This is a genomic window from Streptomyces sp. NPDC048018 (assembly GCF_043202995.1).
In the GTDB taxonomy this organism is placed as follows: Bacteria; Actinomycetota; Actinomycetes; order Streptomycetales; family Streptomycetaceae; genus Streptomyces.
The window spans coordinates 1-20599 of record NZ_JBIDBK010000015.1; the positions used below are offsets into that span (position 1 = coordinate 1).

General features: G+C 74.0%; 20 protein-coding genes. 7 read left to right on the forward strand and 13 right to left on the reverse strand.

The window, feature by feature from the left end; translation table 11 throughout:
• Nucleotides 1–183: 183 nt before the first annotated feature.
• From ACGF1Z_RS33650 to ACGF1Z_RS33680, 7 genes are all read right to left on the reverse strand, one after another.
• Nucleotides 184–1821 (reverse strand): ABC transporter ATP-binding protein, encoded by a 1638-nt coding sequence (locus tag ACGF1Z_RS33650; RefSeq protein WP_393010125.1) that lies wholly within the window; start codon nt 1819–1821, stop codon nt 184–186.
• Nucleotides 1818–2807, reverse strand: a complete 990-nt coding sequence (locus ACGF1Z_RS33655) for an ABC transporter permease (protein WP_393010127.1) — start codon at nt 2805–2807, stop codon at nt 1818–1820. Before ACGF1Z_RS33655 ends, ACGF1Z_RS33650 begins: the two co-directional genes overlap by 4 nt.
• On the reverse strand, nt 2804–3787 hold the full coding sequence (locus ACGF1Z_RS33660) for an ABC transporter permease (RefSeq protein ID WP_393010262.1): 984 nt from the start codon (nt 3785–3787) through the stop codon (nt 2804–2806). Before ACGF1Z_RS33660 ends, ACGF1Z_RS33655 begins: the two co-directional genes overlap by 4 nt.
• A 2-nt stretch (nt 3788–3789) precedes the next feature.
• Nucleotides 3790–5520, reverse strand: a complete 1731-nt coding sequence (locus tag ACGF1Z_RS33665; RefSeq protein ID WP_393010129.1) for an ABC transporter substrate-binding protein — start codon at nt 5518–5520, stop codon at nt 3790–3792.
• Between the two features lie 173 nt (nt 5521–5693).
• A complete protein-coding gene (locus ACGF1Z_RS33670) occupies nt 5694–5789 on the reverse strand; it encodes an Ms4533A family Cys-rich leader peptide (RefSeq protein WP_393010131.1) in 96 nt (31 codons plus the stop codon).
• A gap of 122 nt (nt 5790–5911) precedes the next feature.
• A complete protein-coding gene (locus ACGF1Z_RS33675; protein WP_393010133.1) occupies nt 5912–7435 on the reverse strand; it encodes a DUF3152 domain-containing protein in 1524 nt (507 codons plus the stop codon).
• An 8-nt stretch (nt 7436–7443) separates the two neighbouring features.
• Complete coding sequence (locus ACGF1Z_RS33680) at nt 7444–8427, reverse strand: alpha/beta fold hydrolase (RefSeq protein WP_393010135.1); 984 nt, start codon at nt 8425–8427, stop codon at nt 7444–7446.
• A 123-nt stretch (nt 8428–8550) separates the two neighbouring features.
• On the opposite strand from ACGF1Z_RS33680, the gene ACGF1Z_RS33685 reads away from it, so the two are divergent.
• From ACGF1Z_RS33685 to ACGF1Z_RS33700, 4 genes are all read left to right on the forward strand, one after another.
• Nucleotides 8551–8766, forward strand: a complete 216-nt coding sequence (locus ACGF1Z_RS33685; protein ID WP_393010137.1) for a hypothetical protein — start codon at nt 8551–8553, stop codon at nt 8764–8766.
• A 307-nt stretch (nt 8767–9073) separates the two neighbouring features.
• On the forward strand, nt 9074–9733 hold the full coding sequence (locus ACGF1Z_RS33690; protein ID WP_393010138.1) for a TetR/AcrR family transcriptional regulator: 660 nt from the start codon (nt 9074–9076) through the stop codon (nt 9731–9733).
• Between the two features lie 129 nt (nt 9734–9862).
• The gene (locus tag ACGF1Z_RS33695; RefSeq protein WP_365338563.1) at nt 9863–10090 is read left to right on the forward strand and encodes a DUF3107 domain-containing protein; all 228 of its coding nucleotides are present in this window, start codon (nt 9863–9865) and stop codon (nt 10088–10090) included.
• A 201-nt stretch (nt 10091–10291) separates the two neighbouring features.
• Complete coding sequence (locus tag ACGF1Z_RS33700) at nt 10292–10561, forward strand: hypothetical protein (RefSeq protein WP_393010140.1); 270 nt, start codon at nt 10292–10294, stop codon at nt 10559–10561.
• 103 nt (nt 10562–10664) lie between these two features.
• On the opposite strand, the gene ACGF1Z_RS33705 is transcribed toward ACGF1Z_RS33700, so the two are convergent.
• Nucleotides 10665–11396, reverse strand: coding sequence for a ferritin-like fold-containing protein (locus ACGF1Z_RS33705; RefSeq protein ID WP_393010142.1), 732 nt, complete (start codon nt 11394–11396; stop codon nt 10665–10667).
• A gap of 479 nt (nt 11397–11875) precedes the next feature.
• Between ACGF1Z_RS33705 and ACGF1Z_RS33710 the strand changes: the two genes are divergently transcribed.
• On the forward strand, nt 11876–14731 hold the full coding sequence (locus ACGF1Z_RS33710; RefSeq protein ID WP_393010143.1) for a DEAD/DEAH box helicase: 2856 nt from the start codon (nt 11876–11878) through the stop codon (nt 14729–14731).
• Between the two features lie 142 nt (nt 14732–14873).
• Nucleotides 14874–15776 (forward strand): alpha/beta fold hydrolase, encoded by a 903-nt coding sequence (locus ACGF1Z_RS33715; protein ID WP_393010145.1) that lies wholly within the window; start codon nt 14874–14876, stop codon nt 15774–15776.
• On the opposite strand, the gene ACGF1Z_RS33720 is transcribed toward ACGF1Z_RS33715, so the two are convergent.
• A complete protein-coding gene (locus ACGF1Z_RS33720; RefSeq protein ID WP_393010147.1) occupies nt 15736–16653 on the reverse strand; it encodes an NYN domain-containing protein in 918 nt (305 codons plus the stop codon). The two genes, ACGF1Z_RS33715 and ACGF1Z_RS33720, sit on opposite strands and share 41 nt — an antisense overlap.
• A 108-nt stretch (nt 16654–16761) precedes the next feature.
• Here ACGF1Z_RS33720 and ACGF1Z_RS33725 point away from each other — a divergent pair, with 108 nt between their 5' ends.
• A complete protein-coding gene (locus ACGF1Z_RS33725; RefSeq protein WP_393010149.1) occupies nt 16762–16914 on the forward strand; it encodes a hypothetical protein in 153 nt (50 codons plus the stop codon).
• 84 nt (nt 16915–16998) lie between these two features.
• Here the strand turns inward: ACGF1Z_RS33725 and ACGF1Z_RS33730 are convergent, their stop codons facing one another.
• The 4 genes from ACGF1Z_RS33730 to ACGF1Z_RS33745 form a co-directional block, all read right to left on the reverse strand.
• Nucleotides 16999–17604: a MarC family protein gene (locus ACGF1Z_RS33730; protein ID WP_376632142.1), complete on the reverse strand. Its 606-nt coding sequence runs from the start codon at nt 17602–17604 to the stop codon at nt 16999–17001.
• A 169-nt stretch (nt 17605–17773) separates the two neighbouring features.
• Entirely contained in the window at nt 17774–18634 is an 861-nt protein-coding gene (locus ACGF1Z_RS33735; RefSeq protein WP_393010151.1) for a PHP domain-containing protein, read from the reverse strand.
• A 354-nt stretch (nt 18635–18988) separates the two neighbouring features.
• Nucleotides 18989–19627 carry a DUF6758 family protein gene (locus tag ACGF1Z_RS33740; protein ID WP_393010153.1) on the reverse strand — a complete coding sequence of 213 codons (639 nt, stop codon included), beginning with the start codon at nt 19625–19627 and terminating at the stop codon, nt 18989–18991.
• 113 nt (nt 19628–19740) lie between these two features.
• Entirely contained in the window at nt 19741–20331 is a 591-nt protein-coding gene (locus tag ACGF1Z_RS33745) for a suppressor of fused domain protein (RefSeq protein WP_393010155.1), read from the reverse strand.
• Nucleotides 20332–20599: the final 268 nt, after the last annotated feature.

Here is a 20599-nt window from a genome sequence, read left to right on the forward strand (position 1 = left end):
CCGTTCTCCGGTGGCCGGCGGTCACCGAGCGGGTCGGGTGACCCGCAGCTGTAATAAGGTCTGCTTCTGTGGGGGTGGTGCGACGGACGGTTGTCCGCCCCACCACCGGAAGGGGTGAATGCACGTAACTTTCCCACCACGGTCGCGTTCCGTCGCGGTACGAGGCGGTTCGGTCACCCTCGGTCAGGCGGCGGCGGCCTCCGGGACGAGGCCGCGCCGGTGCTCGCGGCGCTCGGCGGCGAGCACCGGGTCGAGGGACGGGACGGCCGCCAGGAGCCTGCGGGTGTACGGGTCGCGCGGGGCGCCGTACACCTCCTCGACGGTGCCCTGTTCGACGATCCGGCCGCCCCGCATCACGGCGACCCGGTCGCTGACCTGGCGCACCACCGACAGGTCGTGGGCGATGAAGACGAGCCCGAGGCCGAGTTCGGCCTGGAGGTCCGCGAGGAGGGCGGTGACCTGGGCCTGGGTGGTGACGTCGAGGGCCGAGACGGGCTCGTCGCAGACGATCAGGCGGGGCTCGGCGGCGAGCGCCCGGGCGATGCCCACGCGCTGGCGCTGGCCGCCGCTGAACTCGTGCGGATAGGCGTCGTAGCGGTCGGGGTCGAGCCCCACCCGGTCGAGGAGTCCGCGCACCCGGGCCCGGATCCGCGTGTCGTCGGTGGCTCCCGCCGCGCGCAGCGGGTCGGCGACGGACTCGCCGACCGAACGGCGGGGGTTGAGCGAGGAGACGGGATCCTGGAACACCATCTGGAGCTCGCGCCGGTACGGGCGCAGTTCCCGGTCCGACAGGCGCCCGATCTCCGTGCCCCGGTAGCGCAGCGTGCCGTCGGTCGGGTCGAGGAGCCGGACCAGCATCCGGCCGAGGGTGGTCTTGCCGCTGCCGGACTCGCCGACCACGCCGAGGGTCTCCCCGGCGCGCACGGTGAGCGACACGCCGTCGACGGCGGTGACGCGGGCCGCGCCGCGCCCGAACTCCCGGCGCAGCCCGCTCGCTTCGAGGAGCGGCTCACCCCGAGCGGGCCGGGGGTTCCGCAGCGGGCCGTCCAACCGGGGCACGGCGGCGAGCAGTTCGCGGGTGTACGGCTGCCGGGGCGCGCCCAGCACCCGGCCGACGGGGCCGCGTTCGACCTCGCGTCCGCCCCGCATGACGAGCACGTCGTCGACGCTCTCGGCCGCCACGCCCACGTCGTGGGTGACGAGCAGCAGCCCCATGCCGGTCTCCCGGCGCAGCTCGTGCAGCAGATCCAGGATCTGGGCCTGGACGGTGACGTCGAGGGCGGTGGTCGGCTCGTCGGCGACGAGCAGCCGCGGTTCGCAGGCGAGGGCCATGGCGATGAGGGCGCGCTGGCGCATGCCGCCGCTGAACTCGTGCGGGCGGGAGCGGGAGCGGCGGACGGCGTCGGGGATGCCGACCCGGTCGAGGACCTCGACGGCGCGGGCCCGGGCGGCCTTCCGGGTGCCGCGCCGGTGGACCCGGTACACCTCGGCGATCTGGTCGCCGATCGCGTAGTACGGGTCGAGGGCGGACAGCGGGTCCTGGAAGACCATGGCGGCCACGGAGCCGCGCAGCGTCCGCAGGGCGGCGGGGCTCGCGGTGGCGACGTCGATGCCGTCGACGGCGACGCGCCCGCCGACCCGGGCGCCGGTGCCGTGGTGGAGGCCGAGGAGGGCGCCGGCGACGGTGGACTTGCCGCTGCCGGACTCGCCGACGAGGGCGAGCGCCCGGCCGGCGTCCAGGGTGAAGGACAGGTCGTCGACGGCGCGCACGCCGTCCTCGTAGGCGACGGTCAGCCCTTCCACGGTGACGAGCGCGGTCATGTGAGTGCCACCCTTCGGTCGGCGAGGGCGTAGAGGAGGTCGGCGACGACGTTGGCCAGGACCACGGCGACGCCCGTCAGGAGCACGACGCCCACGACGATCGGCAGGTCGACGTGCCGGACGCCGTCGATCAGGGTCTTGCCGAGGCCGGGGATGCCGAAGAGGGACTCGGTCAGCACGGCCCCGCCGAACATGGTTCCGAGGTCGATCGCGCTGAGCGCGATGACCGGCGGCACGGCGCCGCGCAGGGCGTGCCGGGTGACCACGGAGCGCTCCCCCACGCCGTACGCGCGGAAGGTGCGGATGTGGTCCTCGGCCAGCGTCTCCAGGGTGGAACTCCGGGTCAGCCGGGCGTATTTGGCGGACTCGAAGAAGCCGAGGGTGAGCCAGGGCAGCAGCATGTTCCAGGCCCACTGCTCGGGGTCCTCGCCGAGCGGCACGTAGGTCGGGAAGGGCAGCCACCGGAGGTAGGCGCAGACCGTCATCAGGAGGAGCAGGCCCAGGATGAAGACGGGGGTGCCGGTGCCGGCGAGGGTGAGCACGGTCAGCGCCCGCTCGGTCGGTCCGCCGCGGCGCAGCGCGGAGAGGAGTCCGGTGCCGATGCCGACGACGAGCCAGATCACCATGGCGCCGAGGGCGAGCGAGGCGGTGGCGGGCAGCCGCTCCAGGATGACCTGGGTGACCTGCTGGTCGGTCCGGTACGACAGGCCGAGGCAGGGTGCGTCGCAGTGCAGGAGGCCGGTGCCGGCGGAGTAGTCGCGGCCGGCCGCGACCCCCTGCAGGAAGCGCAGGTACTGGACGGCCACGCCCTCGTTCAGGCCGAGTCGCTCGCGCACCTGGGCCACCTGCTGCGGGTTGCAGCGTTCGCCGCAGGCGAGCCGGGCCGGGTCGCCCGGTGCCAGGTAGAACAGCCCGTAGACGAGGACGGAGAGCGCGAGGAGGACGAGGACGGCGCTCGCGAGCCGCTTCAGGACGTAGCGGGTCATGCGGGACGTTCCTTGGGTCGGGCCTTGCGGGTGCCGACGGTCAGCCGGCCGGCCTCGCGCGGGTCGAGGGCGGTGCGGACGGCGTCGCCGAGGACGGTGAAGGCGAGCACGGTCACGAAGAGCAGTCCGGCCGGGAGCAGCACGAACGCCGGGTCGGCGCGGAACCAGGTCTGTGCGGTGGACAGCATCTGGCCCCAGGACGGGGTGGGCGGGGTGACGCCGACGCCGAGGAAGGAGAGCGAGGCCTCGACCACGATGTTGGTGGGGACGAGGATCGCCGCGTACGTGATGACGGGCGCGGCGAGCGAGGGCAGCAGCTCGCGCCGGGCGGTGCGCCGCGCGCCGGAGCCGGCGAGCCGGGAGGCGGCGACGAAGTCGAGGCTCTTGAGGGTGAGGGTCTGGGCGCGCACGATCCGCGAGGTCCCGGCCCAGCCGAGCAGCCCGATGACGAGGATCAGCAGCAGGGGGCGCGGGAAGTCGCGGGGCACGACGGCGGTGAGCGCGATGGCGAGGACGAGGAACGGCAGGGCGAGGAACACGTCGGTGACCCGGCCGAGGACGGCGTCGGCCCAGCGGTTGCCGAGACCGGCGGCGAGGCCGACGAGCAGTCCGGTGAGGACCTGGACGGCGGTGGCGCCGACGGCGACGAGCAGCGAGATCCGGGCGCCGTACAGGAGCCGGACGAACAGGTCGCGTCCGGTGCCGGGTTCGACGCCGAGCCAGTGCTCGGGGCTGATGCCGCCGAAGGAGCCGTACGGGACGCCGCCGCGGGCGGAGTCGACCAGGTCGTCGTGGTAGGTGTGCGGGTCCTGCCCGGCGAGGGCCGCCAGCAGCGGCGCGGCGAGGGCGAGCAGCACGAGGAGGACGAGGACGGAGGCGGCGGTGAGCGCGGACGGGCGGGTGCGCAGCCGCCGCCACACCTGCCGGGCGGCGCCGGGGGCGGGGGTGCCCGCCACCGGCGCCGGGACGTCGGTCGGCAGGCTCACTTGACCGCGACCTGCGAGACGTCGAGGACACCGGTCCAGTCGCTGATGACGACGTTCTTGACGTTCTTGCCGACGAGCCGCTTGTAGACGGGGTGGAAGAGCGGCACGTCGAGGGCCTGCGCGCCGATCTTCCGGTCGAGGGCGCCCCAGCGGGCGGCGGCGGCCTTGAGGTCGGTCAGCTTGTTGATCTCGTCGATCTCCTTGTTGACCGCGGGGTCGTTCAGCTGGGCGTGGTTGTAGTTGGAGCCGTTGGCGACGATCTGCCGGCCGTCGAAGATCGGCGCGAGGAAGGGGCCGCCGGCCGGCCAGTCGGCGCCCCAGCGGGAGAGGAAGAAGCCGGGGGCGTCCTTGACGCTCCAGCGCTTCTCGTTGAAGGAGTTGGGCTCCTGGCCGTCGAGCTTGACGGTGATGCCGGCCTTGGCGAGCGCCTCCTGGACGGCGGTGGCTATCTCGGGGCTGGTGGTGCGGTTCTGGGCGGTGGAGTGCAGCAGGGTGACGGTCAGGCCGTTCGGGTAGCCGGCCTCCTTGAGGAGCTGCTTCGCCTTCTCCGGGTTGCCGGTCTTCCCGGCCGGGAAGTGGTCGTAGGCGGTGAAGCCGAAGGCCTGCTGCTCGGGCAGGAAGGTGGTGGCGGGCTCGGCGAGCGCGGAGCCGCCGGCGGCGTTGACGACGCTGGTGCGGTTGACCGCGTAGGAGATCGCCTGGCGCACCTTGGCGTTGTCGAAGGGCTTCACCTTCGGGTTGAAGGCGATGTAGTTGGTGAAGCCGAAGTGGCCGGTGCCGACGCGGGCGGCGAGCTCCCGGTCGGAGCCGACCTGGGCGAGTTCGGCCGGGCCGAGGTTGGTGTCGGTGGTGACGGCGGCGGCGTCGGCGCCCGCGGAGGTGGCGAGGCGCTGGTTGATGACGGCCTCGTCGAGGCCCGAGCGGACGTCGATCCGGTCGGGGTAGGCCTTGCGCTCCTCGTCGGTCTTCGGGTCCCAGTGGGCGTTGCGCTCCAGGACGAGGTGCTCGCCGTCGTTCTCGTTCCTGACGACCTTGTACGGGCCGGACGAGACCGGGTGCTCCTCGTACTTCGCGCCGGTGTCCCTGGCCTTGGGCACGGGGGCGAACTGGGTCTGGGTGGCGACGAAGGGGAACTCGCCCTCGGGCTTCCTCAGCTTGAAGACGAGGGTCCGGGCGTCGGGGGTGACGATCGAGGCGAGGCCCTTGGGGTCCTTGTAGGGGCCCTGGTAGGTGTCGCCGCCGACGAGCCAGTCGCGCAGGTAGGGGGCGCCGCCGGAGAGTTCGGCGGCGAAGGAGCGCTCGATGCCGTACTTGACGTCGGCACTGGTGATGGGCGTGCCGTCCTCGAACTTCAGGCCCTCCTTGAGGGTGTACGTCCACTCGGTCGCGTCCTTGTTGGGGCGGCCGGTGTCGGTGGCGAGGTCGGGGACGACCTCGGTGCCGGCGGCGCCCGCCTCGCGGTTGCGGGTGGTGAGCGTGCGGAAGACGAGGGAGGGGACGTTGCCGCCGCCGGAGGTGTAGAGGCGCGCCGGGTCGAAGTCGCTCTGGGCCTCGTTGTTGAGGACGGTGAGGGTGCCGCCCTTCCGGGGCGCGCCGTCGGCGCCCTGGCCGGCGGCCCCGCCGCCGGAGGCGTCCTGCGGTCCGGCGCAGGCGGCGGCGCCCGAGGCCAGGACGAGACTGACGGCGGCCGCTGCCACGCGGCGCGAGATGACGGACGATGGACGCATGGGAAGGTACCTCTCGGGGTGAACTGCGGGAAAAGGAAGGCGACTTCCGCAGGCACGGCGCGACGGGCACCGAAAGGGTCCGGGAGGGAACAGGAACGCGCGCCTGCGGGACGACCCGGGCGCGCGGAGAGAGGGCGGCGGCGAGAAGGCCGACGCGTGCGCTCGGGCAGGCGTCAGCGACAGAGAACGTCGGCGACCGCGTGTCCGGTCACGCCGAAGAGCGCCAGCTCAAGGGCGGCGCGATCGGAGGCGACGGGACGGTGCGACATGCCGAGAAATATGGACGACCACCCGGACGATGTCAACGCGCCTGCCCGCGTTTTCGAGACGCCCGTCTCACGGACCGGACGCGGTGCGGCGCGCAGCAAGGGCGCGCCGACCGGACGGGACGTCAACTCCCCGGGTGCACCCAGGGGTTGGGGCGGCACTTGATGTCGTCGATGTCCAGGGACTTCGTCTGCTGCTGCATCACGGGGGCGAGCGCGCCGGGCGTCCGGCAGCTCACGTGGCCGTGGCCGAGCCGGTGCCCGACCTCGTGGTTGATGAGCATCTGGCGATAGGCGTACATCGCCTTCGGGCCGAAGGTCACCGAGCCCTGCGCCCACCGGAAGGCGTTGATCATCACGCGCTCGGTGGAGGCGGAGTCGCAGGACACGTTGTCGACCGTCGTGTCCAGGCCGGACTTCCGGCACCAGTCGCCCGTGGTCCCCGGACTCGCCAGGGTGATCACGAACTCGGGCTCGCCGCTGGAGATCCGCTCGAAGGTCATCTCGCCCCTCCCCGCCCAGCTGCGCGGGTCGTTGAGCGTCTTCTGCACCGCCTGGGCGAACAGCACGCCGTCGAGCCCGAGGCCCTTCTCCACATCGACCCGGTAGCGGATCTTGCGGCCCTTCCCCGGCGCCCTGTCGAACCCGGGCACGGCCTGGAACTCCCCCGACGCCTTCGACTTCGGGTCGATGGGGAACTGGCGGGCCATCAGCTGCTCGTACGTCGGCAGCGCGGCCGGGGCCGGCCGCACGGGAGCCGCCCGCTCGTCCGAGCGGGAGGCCGGGCTCGCGGCGCCGACGCGGTCCGCGGACTCGTCCGCCGCGCTGGTGCTGCGCCCTCCGTCGTTCTCCTGCCCGGCGACCTGGCCGGCGACGACGACGGCGAGCACGGTGGTGATCGCGGCCGCGGCGATGCCGGTGAGGGTCCGCCCGAGCCGGGCCGGCTGCCGCTCCGGTGACGAGGCGTCCGGCTCGTCCGCGGCGGGCTCGTGCGCCGTCTCCCCGGAGCGCGCGCCGGGGTCGGCAGGCGCGGGCACCGGCCGGTCGGCGCGGCGCGGCCCGGGGATGAAGGGTGCGGCGGGCACGGCCTCGTCCTGCACGGGATGTCCGCCGCGGGTGGCGCTGTCGTGGGGCCCCTGGTAGCGGGGCGTGCCGTGCATCGGCGTGTCGAAGGCGGGCGCGGCCGGAACGCCACGGGCGGGCGTGTCGCGGAGGGGGGCCGCCGGGCGGCGCGGGCCGCCCTGCCCGGGAGCCGGCCGGCCCTGCGGGCCGTAGCCGGGGACGCCGTTCGCGGGCGTGTCGTACGGGGGGCGGGCCTGGCTGCGCGGGCCCTGCGCCGGGGCCGCCTGGCCCCGCGGGCCGTAGCCCGGGGCGCTGCCGCGTCCCGGGGCGGTCCGGCCCTGCGGGCGCTGGTCCGGGGCGGTGCCGTGACCGGGGGCGGCCTGCCCCCGCGCGCCGTACCCGGGGACCCCGTGCGTCGGCGTGTCGTGTCCCTGCGTGTCGTAGGGGGCCGGCTGCTGCGGGGGCGCCGGGGGCTCCTGCCCCTGGCCGCGCCTGCGTCGCCCCGTCCCCGGGCCCGGCCCTGTGGCCTCCCGCTGCCCGGTGTCCGCCACCGGGGCGACGGGGCCCTTGCGACTATGTCGTCCCACGGTCCGGCTCAGCTCCCGCCCTCGGCCGCCGCCTGGTGCGCGGCATCGGTGATCAGCTCGCGTACCGCCGCGGCGACGGTCTCCGGATACTCCATCATCGCGACGTGCCCGGCCTCGGGGAGCGTCAGGAGGCGTGAACCGCGGAACGCCGCGGCCGCCCTGCGCGCCATCCGGTACCCGACCAGCTGGTCGCGGCCACCGTAGACCAGGAGCGTCGGTGCGAGCACCCGCTCGGCCTGACGCCACAGCCCGTGCTGGCCGCCCAGCGTGTACGCGTCGACGATGCCGCGCGAGGAGCGGGCCATCGCGTCCCAGAAGTAGGGGAGCTCCAGGCGCCGCTCCATCTCCTCGACGGCGTGCCGGAGGCCTTCGTCGGTGACGCGGCCGGGGTCGCCGTAACAGAGGGAGAGCACGCCGCGGACCCGCTGCTCGGGGGTCCAGTCCCGGCTGAGCCGCGCGAACAGGGAGGCGACGCCGGGCAGTGCGAGCAGCGCGGTCGGCCAGGCGGAACGCTGGGCGCGCAGTTCGGGCAGGGCCGGCGAGATCAGGGTGAGGGTGCGGACCAGGTCGGGGCGCACGGCGGCGACCCGGGTGGCGACCGCGCCGCCCAGCGAGTTGCCGAGGAGGTGCACGGGGCCCCGGCCGCCCGCGTCGAGCAGCCGGATGACCGCCCGGGCGTGGCCCGTGACCGAGTAGTTGCCGTCGTCCGGCGGCGGCGAGTCGCCGAAGCCGGGCAGGTCGACCGCCTCGCCGTCGACCAGGTCCGCGAGCAGCGGCATCAGGGCCGACCAGTTCTGGGACGAGCCGCCGAGCCCGTGCACGTACAGCGCGGGCGCGAGTCCGGGCCGGGCGCCGGGCCGGGCGCGCACGGTGAGCGTGAGGCCGGGCAGCGCGACGGAGCGCAGCTCCTCGCCGTCGGCGATCCGCACGGTGCGCGACCGGGTCGCGGGTGGTGCGGCGGTCCGGGTTTCCGGCAGCTCGGTCGAGGACATGGAGGCGATATTACGAGACGATCACGCCCGGGCGTGTGTGTGCGGCGTCACAGGATCGGGTGCGGCACGCCGGGGTACCTCCTAGGCTCGGACATGAGAGTCATCGCGACCGGAAGGAACCGCATGACTACCGACCCGACCGAGCCGGACACATTCGCCGGGAAAGAGGACGTCGTGCTCGACGAGGAGACCCCGGAGGCCGACGCGGCCGAGCAGCACGCCGCGCTGCAGCAGGACGAGGACGAGCCGCTGAACCAGATCGCCCACGAGTCGGCGGACGACGCGGACGCCGTCGAGCAGGCGCGCGTGGTCACGCTGGACGAGGACGACTACCGCTGACGTCCGGCGGTCGCCGCACCCGTGGCTCCGGGCTTCCGCGCGCGCCCGTCGGCCACGGCTTCCCCGGTCTGCCCCGGCGCCGCCGGTGTGCCTCCGGCCGTCGGGCGCGCCCCTTCGGCTACCGCCGGGTAGCGTCGCGGACCCCTGCCGTTCTGTTCGATTCCATGACCATCTTCTTGCCCGGTGCCTCTCGCCCCGGGCGTCCGGTCCGTGAAATTCTGCGTTCGCACCGCGCACAGCCGGGTTACCCAAAAGTACGATGGCGGCGCGACGCATATGCGCGCATGGATCGATTTTGGGAGGCGGCGTGAGCGCCATCGAGCAGACAGAGGCAGCACGCCCGCGGGGCACGCGCCTGCCGCGCCGTGCCCGACGCAACCAGCTTCTCGGCGCCGCCCAGGAGGTGTTCGTCGCCCAGGGGTACCACTCGGCCGCCATGGACGACATCGCCGAGCGGGCCGGGGTCAGCAAGCCGGTGCTCTACCAGCACTTCCCCGGCAAGCTCGAGCTCTACCTCGCGCTGCTGGACCAGCACTGCGAGGCCCTGCTCCAGTCGGTGCGCACGGCACTCGCCTCCACCACCGACAACAAGCTCCGGGTCGCCGCGACGATGGACGCCTACTTCGCGTATGTGGAGGACGAGGGCGGCGCCTTCCGGCTGGTCTTCGAGTCCGACCTCACCAACGAGCCGGCCGTGCGCGAGCGCGTCGACCGGGTCTCGCTGCAGTGCGCGGAGGCCATCTCGGAGGTGATCTCCGAGGACACCGGCCTCTCCAAGGACGAATCGATGCTCCTGGCCGTGGCCCTCGGCGGCGTGTCCCAGGTCGTCGCCCGCTACTGGCTCTCCAGCGAGTCACCGGTCCCCCGCGACAAGGCGGTGGCCCTGCTGACCTCGCTGGCCTGGCGCGGCATCGCCGGCTTCCCGCTGCACGGCGCGGACGGGCAGCTCAGCGCCGAGGGGCACTGAGGCCCCCACCGGCTCTGTTCGCTCCTGGCGTTCCGCGCCCGCGCCGTGTCCGTCCCCTTACCGGGCTAATGTGTGCCAGGTACGGCGCGGGACCCACGCGCAAGGCTGACCGTTCGGAGGGACATAGCCGTGGAGGTCAAGATCGGCGTGCAGCACGCACCCCGGGAGATCGTGCTGGAGAGCGGGCAGTCCGCCGAGGAGGTCGAGCGCGCGGTGGCCGACGCGCTGGCCGGCAAGGCGCAGCTGCTCAGCCTGACGGACGAGAAGGGCCGCAAGGTCCTGGTGCCGGCCGACAAGATCGCATACGTCGAGCTCGGTGAGCCGGCGGTGCGCCGAGTGGGCTTCGGCGCACTCTGATCGGCGGATCGAAGACGGAAGGCCCGGTGGACACAGGTCCACCGGGCCTTTCGCATGTCCGGCCGCGGTACGGCCACGGCTCCGCCACCCGGCCGTCATCGGCGCACGTCAGGGGGTACGGGAAGGATTGTCCTCACGAGTGACCGGGTAGGACGGGTGTGACCGACCTGCCCGCCCCGCACCGACGCGAGGTGATTTGCCGTGTTTCTGGAAGCCCTCGGTTCCGCTCTGCTCGGCTTCGCCCTGGCCTGGGCCGCCCTGCACCGGTTCTCCGACCGCCTCCCGGCACGGGGCGTCGTCCTCGTCACGGGTTCGCTCGGCGGAGTCTTCGGCGCCCTGGTGACCCACGGAGCCCTCGGTCCCGGTCACTTCCTCGCCACTCTGGTCGGTGCCGTCGCGGTCGCGGCCGTGCTGCTCTCGCTGCTGCTGCGGCCGGCCTCGCGACGGCTGCGCCGATCAGCCGCGGCCTAGGCCCCGTCGCCGAACTCCCGCCTGCCCTCCGGGCAACGACAGGACTTTGACGACAGGACCCAGGGTCGGGGCCGGGAGACAGACCCCAGGGGCCTCCGGGCCGTCAGGCCGCGAGGCCGAGGGCCGCCATCCGCTTGGTGTGGGCCTCGGTGATCCGCGAGAACATCCGGCCGACCTCGGCGAGGTCGAAGCCCGCGGCCATCCCGTCGACGCCGCCGACCAGCATCGTCGACAGCGCGTCGCGCTCGGCGACCACGCGCTGCGCCTGCGACAGGGCCTCGCCCATCAGCCGGCGCGCCCACAGCGCGAGGCGGCCGCCGACGCGGGGGTCGGCGTCGATCGCGGCGCGGACCTTCTCGACGGCGAAGTTGCCGTGGCCCGTGTCGTCGAGGACCGAGAGCACCAGCGCGCGGGTGTCGGAGTCGAGACGGGCCGCGACCTCCCGGTAGAAGTCGCTCGCGATCGAGTCGCCGACGTACGCCTTGACCAGGCCCTCCAGCCAGTCGGACGGCGCGGTCTGGCGGTGGAAGTCGTCCAGCGCCTTGGCGAAGGGCTCCATCGCGGAGGTCGGCTCGGCCTCGACGGTCGCGAGCCGGTCGCGCAGCTGCTCGAAGTGGTGGAACTCGGCGGAGGCCATCTTCGCCAGCTCCGCCTTGTCCGCGAGGCTCGGCGCCAGCTTGGCGTCCTCGGCGAGCCGCTCGAAGGCCGCGAGCTCGCCGTACGCGAGCGCGCCGAGCAGGTCGATCACGGCGGCGCGGTACTGCGGCACGGCGGAGGCCGTCGCCCAGTCCTGGGCGGCGATACCGGTGTGTGTGGCGTTGTCAGGCGTCTCCATGAAGCGCACAATAGCCCGCTCCGCCGACGGCCCCAGGCCCTGGTCAGTGACTGTGACCGTGACCTCCTCGGGAATTCTTCCGACACACATGCGCGATTCCGGGGTACAGTGGTAATGCGCCTGCTGAGTATGCGGACATGCTTTCGCACGTTCGGACGTACACGGTAGGCCGACGCATGAATGAGGATGCCCGGTCGGTGGCCCGATCGGCTCCGGCCCGACAGCCCTTCCGGCGGCCCGCCGAGGGGTCCCTCAGCGGCACGACGCTCGAGCGGCGGCAGTGGTCCCGCGCCACCCGGTGGAGATCTTTCCGATCCTGCCGGAGGTTCCCGGCACGGTGAGACCCCCTTCGTTCGCCTCGCGCCGCGTCTCACAGAAGAGGCAGCACCCTGACTACGTTCCGCGACCTCGGGATTCTTCCCGAGACGGCCGAGGCCCTCGAAGCCGTCGGCATCGTTTCCCCCTTCCCCATCCAGGAGATGACCCTCCCGGTCGCCCTCACCGGCACCGACATCATCGGCCAGGCCAAGACCGGTACGGGCAAGACCCTCGGCTTCGGCCTCCCGCTGCTGGAGCGCGTCACCGTGCCCGCGGACGTCGAGGCCGGCCGGGCGAAGCCCGAGCAGCTGACCGAGGCCCCGCAGGCGCTCGTCGTCGTCCCCACCCGCGAGCTGTGCCAGCAGGTCACCAACGACCTGCTGACCGCGGGCAAGGTGCGCAACGTCCGCGTCCTCGCGATCTACGGCGGCCGCGCGTACGAGCCGCAGGTCGAGGCCCTGAAGAAGGGCGTCGACATCATCGTCGGCACCCCGGGCCGTCTGCTCGACCTGGCCGGCCAGCGCAAGCTCGACCTCTCCCACGTCAAGGCCCTCGTCCTGGACGAGGCGGACGAGATGCTCGACCTCGGCTTCCTGCCGGACGTCGAGAAGATCATGAACATGCTCCCGGCCAAGCGCCAGAGCATGCTGTTCTCGGCGACCATGCCCGGCGCGGTCATCGGCCTGGCCCGCCGCTACATGTCGCAGCCGACGCACATCCGCGCCACCTCGCCCGACGGCGAGGGCGTCACCGTCGCCAACATCAAGCAGCACGTCTACCGCGCGCACTCGATGGACAAGCCCGAGATGGTCTCCCGCATCCTGCAGGCCAACGGCCGCGGGCTCGCGATGATCTTCTGCCGGACGAAGCGCACGGCGGCCGACATCGCCGAGCAGCTGGAGCGGCGCGGCTTCGCCTCCGGCGCGGTCCACGGCGACCTCGGCCAGGGCGCCCGCGAGCAGGCGCTGCGCGCCTTCCGCAACGGCAAGGTCGACGTGCTCGTCTGCACCGACGTCGCCGCGCGCGGCATCGACGTCGAGGGCGTCACGCACGTCATCAACTACCAGTCCCCCGAGGACGAGAAGACCTACCTGCACCGCATCGGCCGCACCGGCCGCGCGGGCGCGAGCGGTACGGCGATCACGCTGGTCGACTGGGACGACATCCCGCGCTGGCAGCTGATCAACAAGGCGCTGGAGCTGGACTTCAACGACCCGGTCGAGACGTACTCCAGCTCGCCGCACCTCTACGCCGAGCTCGACATCCCCGAGGGCACCAAGGGCATCCTGCCGCGCGCCGAGCGCACCCGCGCCGGCCTCGACGCCGAGGTGCTCGAGGACCTGGGCGAGCCCGGTGGCCGCCGTGCCCGCGGCGGTCGTCCGGAGAAGACCGAGGAGCGCCCGGAGCGCACCCGGACCCCGCGCCAGCGCCGCCGCACCCGCGGTGGCACGGACGCCCCGGAGCAGACCGTCGCCGAGGCCCCGGCCGCCGACGCGGACTCCGCCGAGGCGACCGCGCGTCGTCCCCGTCGCCGCCGCACCCGCGGCAACGCCCCGTCGGCCGGGATCCCGGTCGCCGGCGCCGCCACCGCCGTCGCGGAGCCGGCAGAGGCTCCGGCCGCCGAGGCCCCTGCCGTGGAGAGCCCGGCCGCGGAGACCCCCGCCGCCGAGCCGCGCACCCGCCGCGCCCGGTCCCGGGGCGCCCGCGCGGCCGAGGCCGCCGGCACGGACACCGTCGTCGCCGAGGCCCCGGCCCCCGAGCCGGTCGTCGCCGAGACCGCCGTCACGGAGACCCCCACCGTCGAGGACCGCCCGCGCCGCACCCGTGGCCGGTCCGGCAACGGCCGCACGGCCGAGGCCGTCGGAACGGAGGCTCCGGCCGCCGAGGCACCGGCGGCGCCCGTCGCCGAGACCCCGGCGCCCGTCACCGAGTCCGCTCCGGCCGAGCCCAGGCCGCGCCGGCGTCGTGCCCGTGGTGGTGCCCGCCCGGAGACCGGCGAGACGACGGCCGCCCCGGCCGCCCGCCCCGCCGCCCCGGCCGGCCGCGCCGCGACCGCCGTCGAGACGCCGGCACCGCGCCGGCGTCGGGTGCGGCGCCCGGCCGCCGAGGACAGCGTGACGTTCCAGACGGTCGAGACGGCCGCCGCCGCGCTCGCCGCCACCGCCACGGTGCCGGCGCAGAGCACGGCCGAGCCGATCCCCGCCGCGCAGCCGAAGGCCGCCGCCGTGCAGCCGAAGGCCGCCACCCAGGTCGTCACCGCCGCCGTCCCGGCGCAGGCCGCCGAGCCGGTCGCGTCCGGGCCGCGAGGGCGTCGCCGCGCCACCCGCCCGGCGACGAGCTCGACCGCGACGACGGTCCAGGCCCCGAAGGAGCCGGAGGCTCCGGTCGCACCGGCCGCACCGGTCGAGGAGCCGAAGCCGGCCCGTCGCCGCGCGACCCGTAGGGCGTCGAGCCCGGTGACGTCCACCCCGGCCCCCGAGGCCGTGGTGATCGTCGAGACCGCCCCGGTCGAGGCCGCCCCGGTCGAGGCCGCTCCGGTCGCCGTGGCGCCGGTCGAGGCCGAGGCGCCGAAGAAGGCGGCCCCGCGCAAGCGGGCCGTCAGGAAGGCCGCCGAGCCGGTCGCCGCCGAGGCCGTCGCCGAGGTGGCGGAGGCTCCGAAGGCCCCGCGCAAGCGCGTCGCGAAGAAGGCCGTCGCGGCCGAGGCGCCGGTCGCCGAGGCCGGGACCGCGGAGGCGCCGAAGAAGGCCGCACCGCGCAAGCGGGTCGCCAAGAAGGTCGCCGAGGCCGTCACCGACGTCGTCGCCGAGGTGGTCGAGGCCGCGCCGAAGGCCCCGCGCAAGCGGGTCGCCAAGAAGGCCGTCGCGGCCGAGGCGCCGGACGCCTCGGAGCCGAAGACGCCGGCCCGTCGGCGCACGGTGAAGAAGGCCGCCGAGGCGGTCGACCCGGCGGAGGCGCCCAAGAAGGCCGCACCGCGCAAGCGCGTCGCCAAGAAGGCGGCCGCCGAGCCGGAGGCGTAGGCCCTCCCGAGCAGCACCCGCCGCGGCCCGGTCCCTCCCCGAGGGGCCGGGCCGCGGCGCGTACGGAACCGGGCCGCGCACCGTCCGGACCTGCGCCGACCGGCCGGAAGCCGGCCCCGACGGTGCCGGTTACAGTCCCTGTATGAGCAAGCCCCGGTCCCTGGCGCTGCCGCCGCGCACCCGTGCCTACCGTCTCGGCACCGCGCGCGGCGACTTCGCCGTCCTCGACACCGCCCCCGTCGGCCCCCCGCACGGGACCGCGCTGCTGCTGCCCGGCTACACGGGCAGCAAGGAGGACTTCCTCGCGCTGCTCGCCCCCCTCGCCGAGGCCGGCTACCGCGTGGTCGCCGTCGACGGACGCGGCCAGCACGAGACGCCCGGACCGCGCGGCCGGGCCGCCTACCGCCGCAAGGCGCTGGCGCTCGACGCGGTGGCGCAGGCGGCGGTGCTCGGCGACGGCCCGGTGCACCTGCTCGGGCACTCCTTCGGCGGGCTGGTGGCCCGTGCGGCGGCGCAGCTCGCGCCCGAGGCCTTCGCCTCGCTCACCCTGCTGTCCTCGGGCCCGACCAGGGTCGCCCGTTCGCAGCGCGTCCGGGTCCGGGCGCTGCGCGGCGCGCTCGCGCTGCTGCCGAAGGAGCGGGTGTGGCAGGCGACCCGATGGCTGGACAGCCGGGGCGAGGAACCGGGCCCCGGGGACCCCCCGGAGATCGTGCGGTTCCTGCGCCGGCGCTGGATGCGGACCCGGATCGCCCAGCTGTCGGGTGCGGGCCGCCTGCTGCTCGGCGACCCGGACGGCACGGCGGCGCTGGGCGCGCTGCCGCTCCCGCTGCACATCGCGTACGGCGACGAGGAGACGGTGTGGCCGGTCCCCGATCTGGCCGCCGCGGCCGCCCGGACGGGCGCGCAGCACACGGTGGTGGCGGGAGCGGGCCACTCCCCCAACGTCTCGCATCCGCAGGAGCTGGCGGCCCGGCTGACCGCGTTCTGGGACCGGGCCGCCGAGGTCAGTACTGCGCCCGCAGGTGCTGCCAGAAGCCGTCCCTGAGGGAACGGCGCAGCGCGGCGTGGCCGCGCATGGAACGGCTGAGCAGGCGTTCCGCCTCGACGAGGAGGTCCTGGTCGACGGGGCCCGGCAGATACGGGTGGCCGGGGAGCAGCTCGCCGAGCTGGTCCCGGCCGCGCTCGGCGAGCCAGGTCGCGGCGATCTGCGCGCCGATGAAGCGGACCTCGTCGCGTGAGGGCGGGGGCTCGCTCTCGTTCTCGTACAGCGTGACGGGCTTGCGGGTCACGTAGGGGCGGCAGAAGTCGAGGTCGAAGACGCGCTGGCTGTCGACCTCCCAGAGCAGCGGTTCGGCCTGGTTGCCGCCCTCGGCCGCCTCGATGCCCCAGAGGTGGACCCGGGCGCCGTAGCCCTGGGCGGCCTCGACGGCGGAGACGAGGTCCTCGTCGCCGCCGACGAGCGCGGCGTCGCTGATGGCGCGGTGCCTGGCGAGGGACTCCAGGTCGGAGCGGATGAGGGAGTCGACGCCCTTCTGCTGGTTGTTGGCGTTGAGGTTGCCGAGGCGGACCTTGACGTCGGGCAGGGCGGCGACGGCCTGCTGTTCGGGGGTGTGGATGCGGCGCCGGGCGCCGTCGTACCAGTAGACGCGCAGCAGGCGGCTGTCGGCGAAGATCGTGCGCGCCGTGTCGATGAAGGCCTCGATGAGGCCCTCGGCGTCCAGGTCGAAGTTGCGCCGGTCCTCGGTGCCCGCGACCAGCAACCCGGCGGAAGCATAGACGTAACCCGCGTCGACGAAGATGGCATGCGTGGAGGGGGTCTTCGCCACCTCGGCCAGCATCCGCTGGAGGAGTTCGTTGGTGCGCTCCAGGCGGGCCTCGATTCCGATCGGCTCCTCCCTCCCGACCTGTGAGTAGTTAGTCATCCGAAAAATTTCCTTAGCGTAGGGAATGTTTGCAGGATGCATGCCGTTGAACCCCTACGTAACGCAGTTCTCCACCAGGAGGATCAACTCAGACGAAGGGAGAAGCCCATGCGCTTCGAAATCCTGCGACTTGACGACATCGACGGTACGCCCGTCGACCGGACCGTCGTGGACGCCGCCTCCGTCAACGGGATCGTGCAGCAGGCCGCCGCTGTCGGCCAGCGCATCTGGATCCGTCCCGCCGAGGCCACGGCCTCGTAACGGGCACACCTTTCACGCACCGCGCCCCCGCACGGACTCCGCAGACGCGGAATCCGTACGGGGGCGCAGTGGTGTGCGGGGGCCTCAGGAGGCCTGGATGACCTGGGTGACGCCGTTGATGATCTGCTGCACGGCGATCGCGGAGAGCATCATGCCCGCGAGCCGCGTCACCAGGACGACGCCGCCGTCCTTGATGACCCGGATGATCACCAGGGAGTAGCGCATGGTCAGCCAGAGGACCACGTGCATGGCGACGATGGCGGTCCACACGGAGACCTGCGAGGCGACGCCGTCCGCGTGCTGCACGGCGAGGATGACCGACACGATGGCGCCGGGGCCGGCCAGCAGCGGCATGCCCAGCGGGACGAGCGCGACGTTGACGTCCTTGGTCTGCTTGGGCTCGTCGGTCTTGCCGGTGAGCAGGTCGAGCGCGATGAGCAGCAGCAGCAGACCGCCCGCGATCATCAGCGCGGGGACGGAGACGTGCAGGTAGTCGAGGATCTGCTGGCCCAGGATGCCGAAGACGGTGATGACACCGAGGGCGACGGCGGCGGCCTGCCAGGCCATGCGGCGCTGGACCTTGGCGGCGCGGCCGGAGGTGAGGGCGAGGAAGATCGGCGTGATCCCGGGGGGATCCATGATCACGAAGAGAGTCAGGAACAGCGAGCCGAAGACGGCGACGTCGAACACGGTGAAGGGCCTTGCGGGAAAGGGGTGTACAAGAGCATCCGGAACAGGGGGTTCCGGCGGAGGGGCAGGGCGGACCCCGCGGACAGGGAGGGCGGACGCACCACGCCGGAGCGCACGGCGTCAGGCCGCGCGGCGCCCGGGCAGGGCGGAACGTGGTGGTGTCGGACGGCTAGCGGCGTCCGCCGGCGCCCGGCACCGGGAAGGCACCGGTGGCCCGGCGGGTGATCTCGCCGAAGATCTCGGGGTCGGTGGTGAAGTCCCCGAGGGCGCAGGTCTTGCGGCTGCCGTGGTAGTCGCTGGAGCCCGTGGCCAGCAGCCCCAGTTCCTTCGCGAGGCCGCGCAGCCGGGCCCGGGTCGGCTCGTCGTGGTCCATGTGGTCCACCTCGATGCCGTCGAGACCGGCCTCGGCGAGCCGGGCGATCGCCGACTCGGGCACGCACTCGCCGCGCTTGACGGCCAGCGGGTGCGCGAAGACGGTGACCCCGCCGGCGGCCTTGACCAGCCGGACGGCCCCGAACGGGTCCAGCTCGTGCTTCTCGACGTACGCCCGGCCCCCGTCGGCGAGCCAGTCGGAGGTGAAGGCGCCGGAGACGTCCGGCACGACACCCAGCTCGACGAGGGCCTCGGCGACGTGCGGGCGGCCCACGGAGCCGTCGCCGGCGATCCGGGCGACCTGCTCCCAGGTGACGGGGACGCCGAGCTCCCGGAGCTTGCCGACCATGGCGCGCGCCCGCGGCACCCGGTCGTCCCGGACCAGCTCGCGCTCGGCGGAGAGGGCGGGCTCCTCGGGATCGAAGAGGTACGCCAGCATGTGGAGGCTCACGCCGTCGAGACGGCAGGACAGCTCGGCCCCGGTGACGAGGGTGAGTCCCTCGGGCAGGGCGGCGATCGCCTCCGCGTACCCGCGGGTGGTGTCGTGGTCGGTCAGCGCGACCACGTCGAGCCCGGCGGCGGCTGCGTTGCGGACCAGCTCGGCCGGGGTGTCCGTGCCGTCCGAGGCCGTGGAGTGGGTGTGCAGGTCGATGCGCACGACGCGGGACTCCAGGGTTCGGGGCGGACGGTGGGGACGCTCCAGCATAACGGGCGAAGAGCGCACATCCGTACGGATCCGGTGACGTCCTCGCCCCTTACCCCTGGGCGCGGCTCCGCGTGCCCCGACGGGCCCCGCGCCCGTATGCCACCGGTCGCACCGGCGGCCCCGGCGCCCGGACCACCGTGGCCCGCGCCGCCGCGCCGCCGGCCGCCGCGCTCGCCGGCACACGGCGCACCCCCGGCGCCGTCGCCGCGCAGACGTCCGCGGCCGGCGCCCGGACCGCGCGTACGCCACCGGCCGGCGCCGCTGCGACGCCCGCCTCCGCGGCGCGCCGCGACCGCCGTCGCGGCCTCAGGTCAGCAGCCTCGGGGTCAGCGCACCGCACGGCAGCAGCTCGACCTCCGCGCCCGCGTCCCGCAGGTCGGTCAGGACCAGCTCGTCGTACATCAGCAGGCCCGACTGCTCGGGCCAGACGATCGCCCACAGCCAGAGCCCGCACGCCTCGCCGGCGAAGACCGCGCGGTCCTGCGGGGCCCCGGTGACGTGCCAGAGCGGGGTCGGCCGGCCGGCGGCGAGCACCTTGACCTGCGCCGGCTTGTCGATCGCCATGCCGGCACCGGGATCCGGACCGTCGATGCCCGCGTACCGGGCGCCGAGCCCGACGCCGAGCTCCTCGGCGACGAGCAGCAGCTCCCCGATCCCGCCGAGCGGACCGGGTCCCGAACAGGCCACGGCGGTCGCGCGACCGCCGCTGCGGTCGTCACCGGCGTACGCGACCCCGGTGAACAGCCATCCGACGGGAAGGGGCCACGGCATCCACACCGGCACGTGGGCACGGTGCACCACGACACCGAGGGCCTCGACGCTGGGCGGGATCACGGGCTGGAGCGGGTGCACCGAGCCGTGCACGTCGCACTGCCAGGAGTCGGCAAAGAGACCGGGCGCCCTGACCCGGCCACCGCACTTCGGGCAACTGGGTTCGCCCCTCATAGGGCTCAACGGTCCTACCCCTGGGGCCTCGCGTCAAGGACGATCACCGATGATCACCCGTCCGGCCGGAGCTGGTCACGCTCCGCCGGTACGCGATCGGATCCCGAACCCGTTCAGTCCAGCGTGACCGACCTGCGCAGCGGGTCGCGGAGGTCCGTCCCGTTCGCCAGCCAGCGCTCCTCCAGGGCCTGCGCCCCGTGCACCCGCTTCCACGCCGCCTCGTTCGAGGTCATCGGCAGCAGCGGCAGGAAACGCACGGGATCCATGGGCTCGTCGAGCTCCAGGTCCTCCACCAGCCCCCCGGATTCGGCGACCAGCACCGAGCTGAACGGGGCACCCGGCCACAGCGGCTCGCCCACGTCGAGCGAGGCGCCCGGGGCCACGACCACCCCCTCCACCTGCGGGGTGGCGGCGAGCACCGCGAGCGGTCGGAGCACCTTGTCGGTCTCGGCGAGCCCGGCGCGCACGGAGAGCACCAGTTCCGCGCGGGGACCCTTCACCGGATCGGCGAGCGCGGCGGTCGGATCGGCCATCGGCTGCGCGGACATGCCGAGGGTCGCGTAGCGCACGAGGCCGGCGTCGGCGTCGACGAAGCGCAGGACCTCGATGCGATCGGTGCCGAGGAAGGTGATCGCCGCGCGTGCGTCCGGCTCACCGAGGGCCGTGCGCAGCCGGGCCTCGACCAGAGCAAGAATTTCTCCCATGCCGCGAGCATAAAGCGCGTATGGAACGGGCAAAATAAGGGATTGACCCTCTGTCGGCTGATAGTCTTGGCCACTGGTCGGGACTCCCGACTGCTCGTCACACGTCATCCCTCACGGGGGACCGGCCGGAGGAGGTGGGACTGCGATGGACCGAAGTCGATCGGGCAGTACCAGCAGGCTCTTCCGCCGCAGCGCACCCGGCCCGGTGCGTCTCTCCTCCCGGTGATCCGGGGACCGCATCCGGTCCCTTTCTCCCCGGCATCTCGCA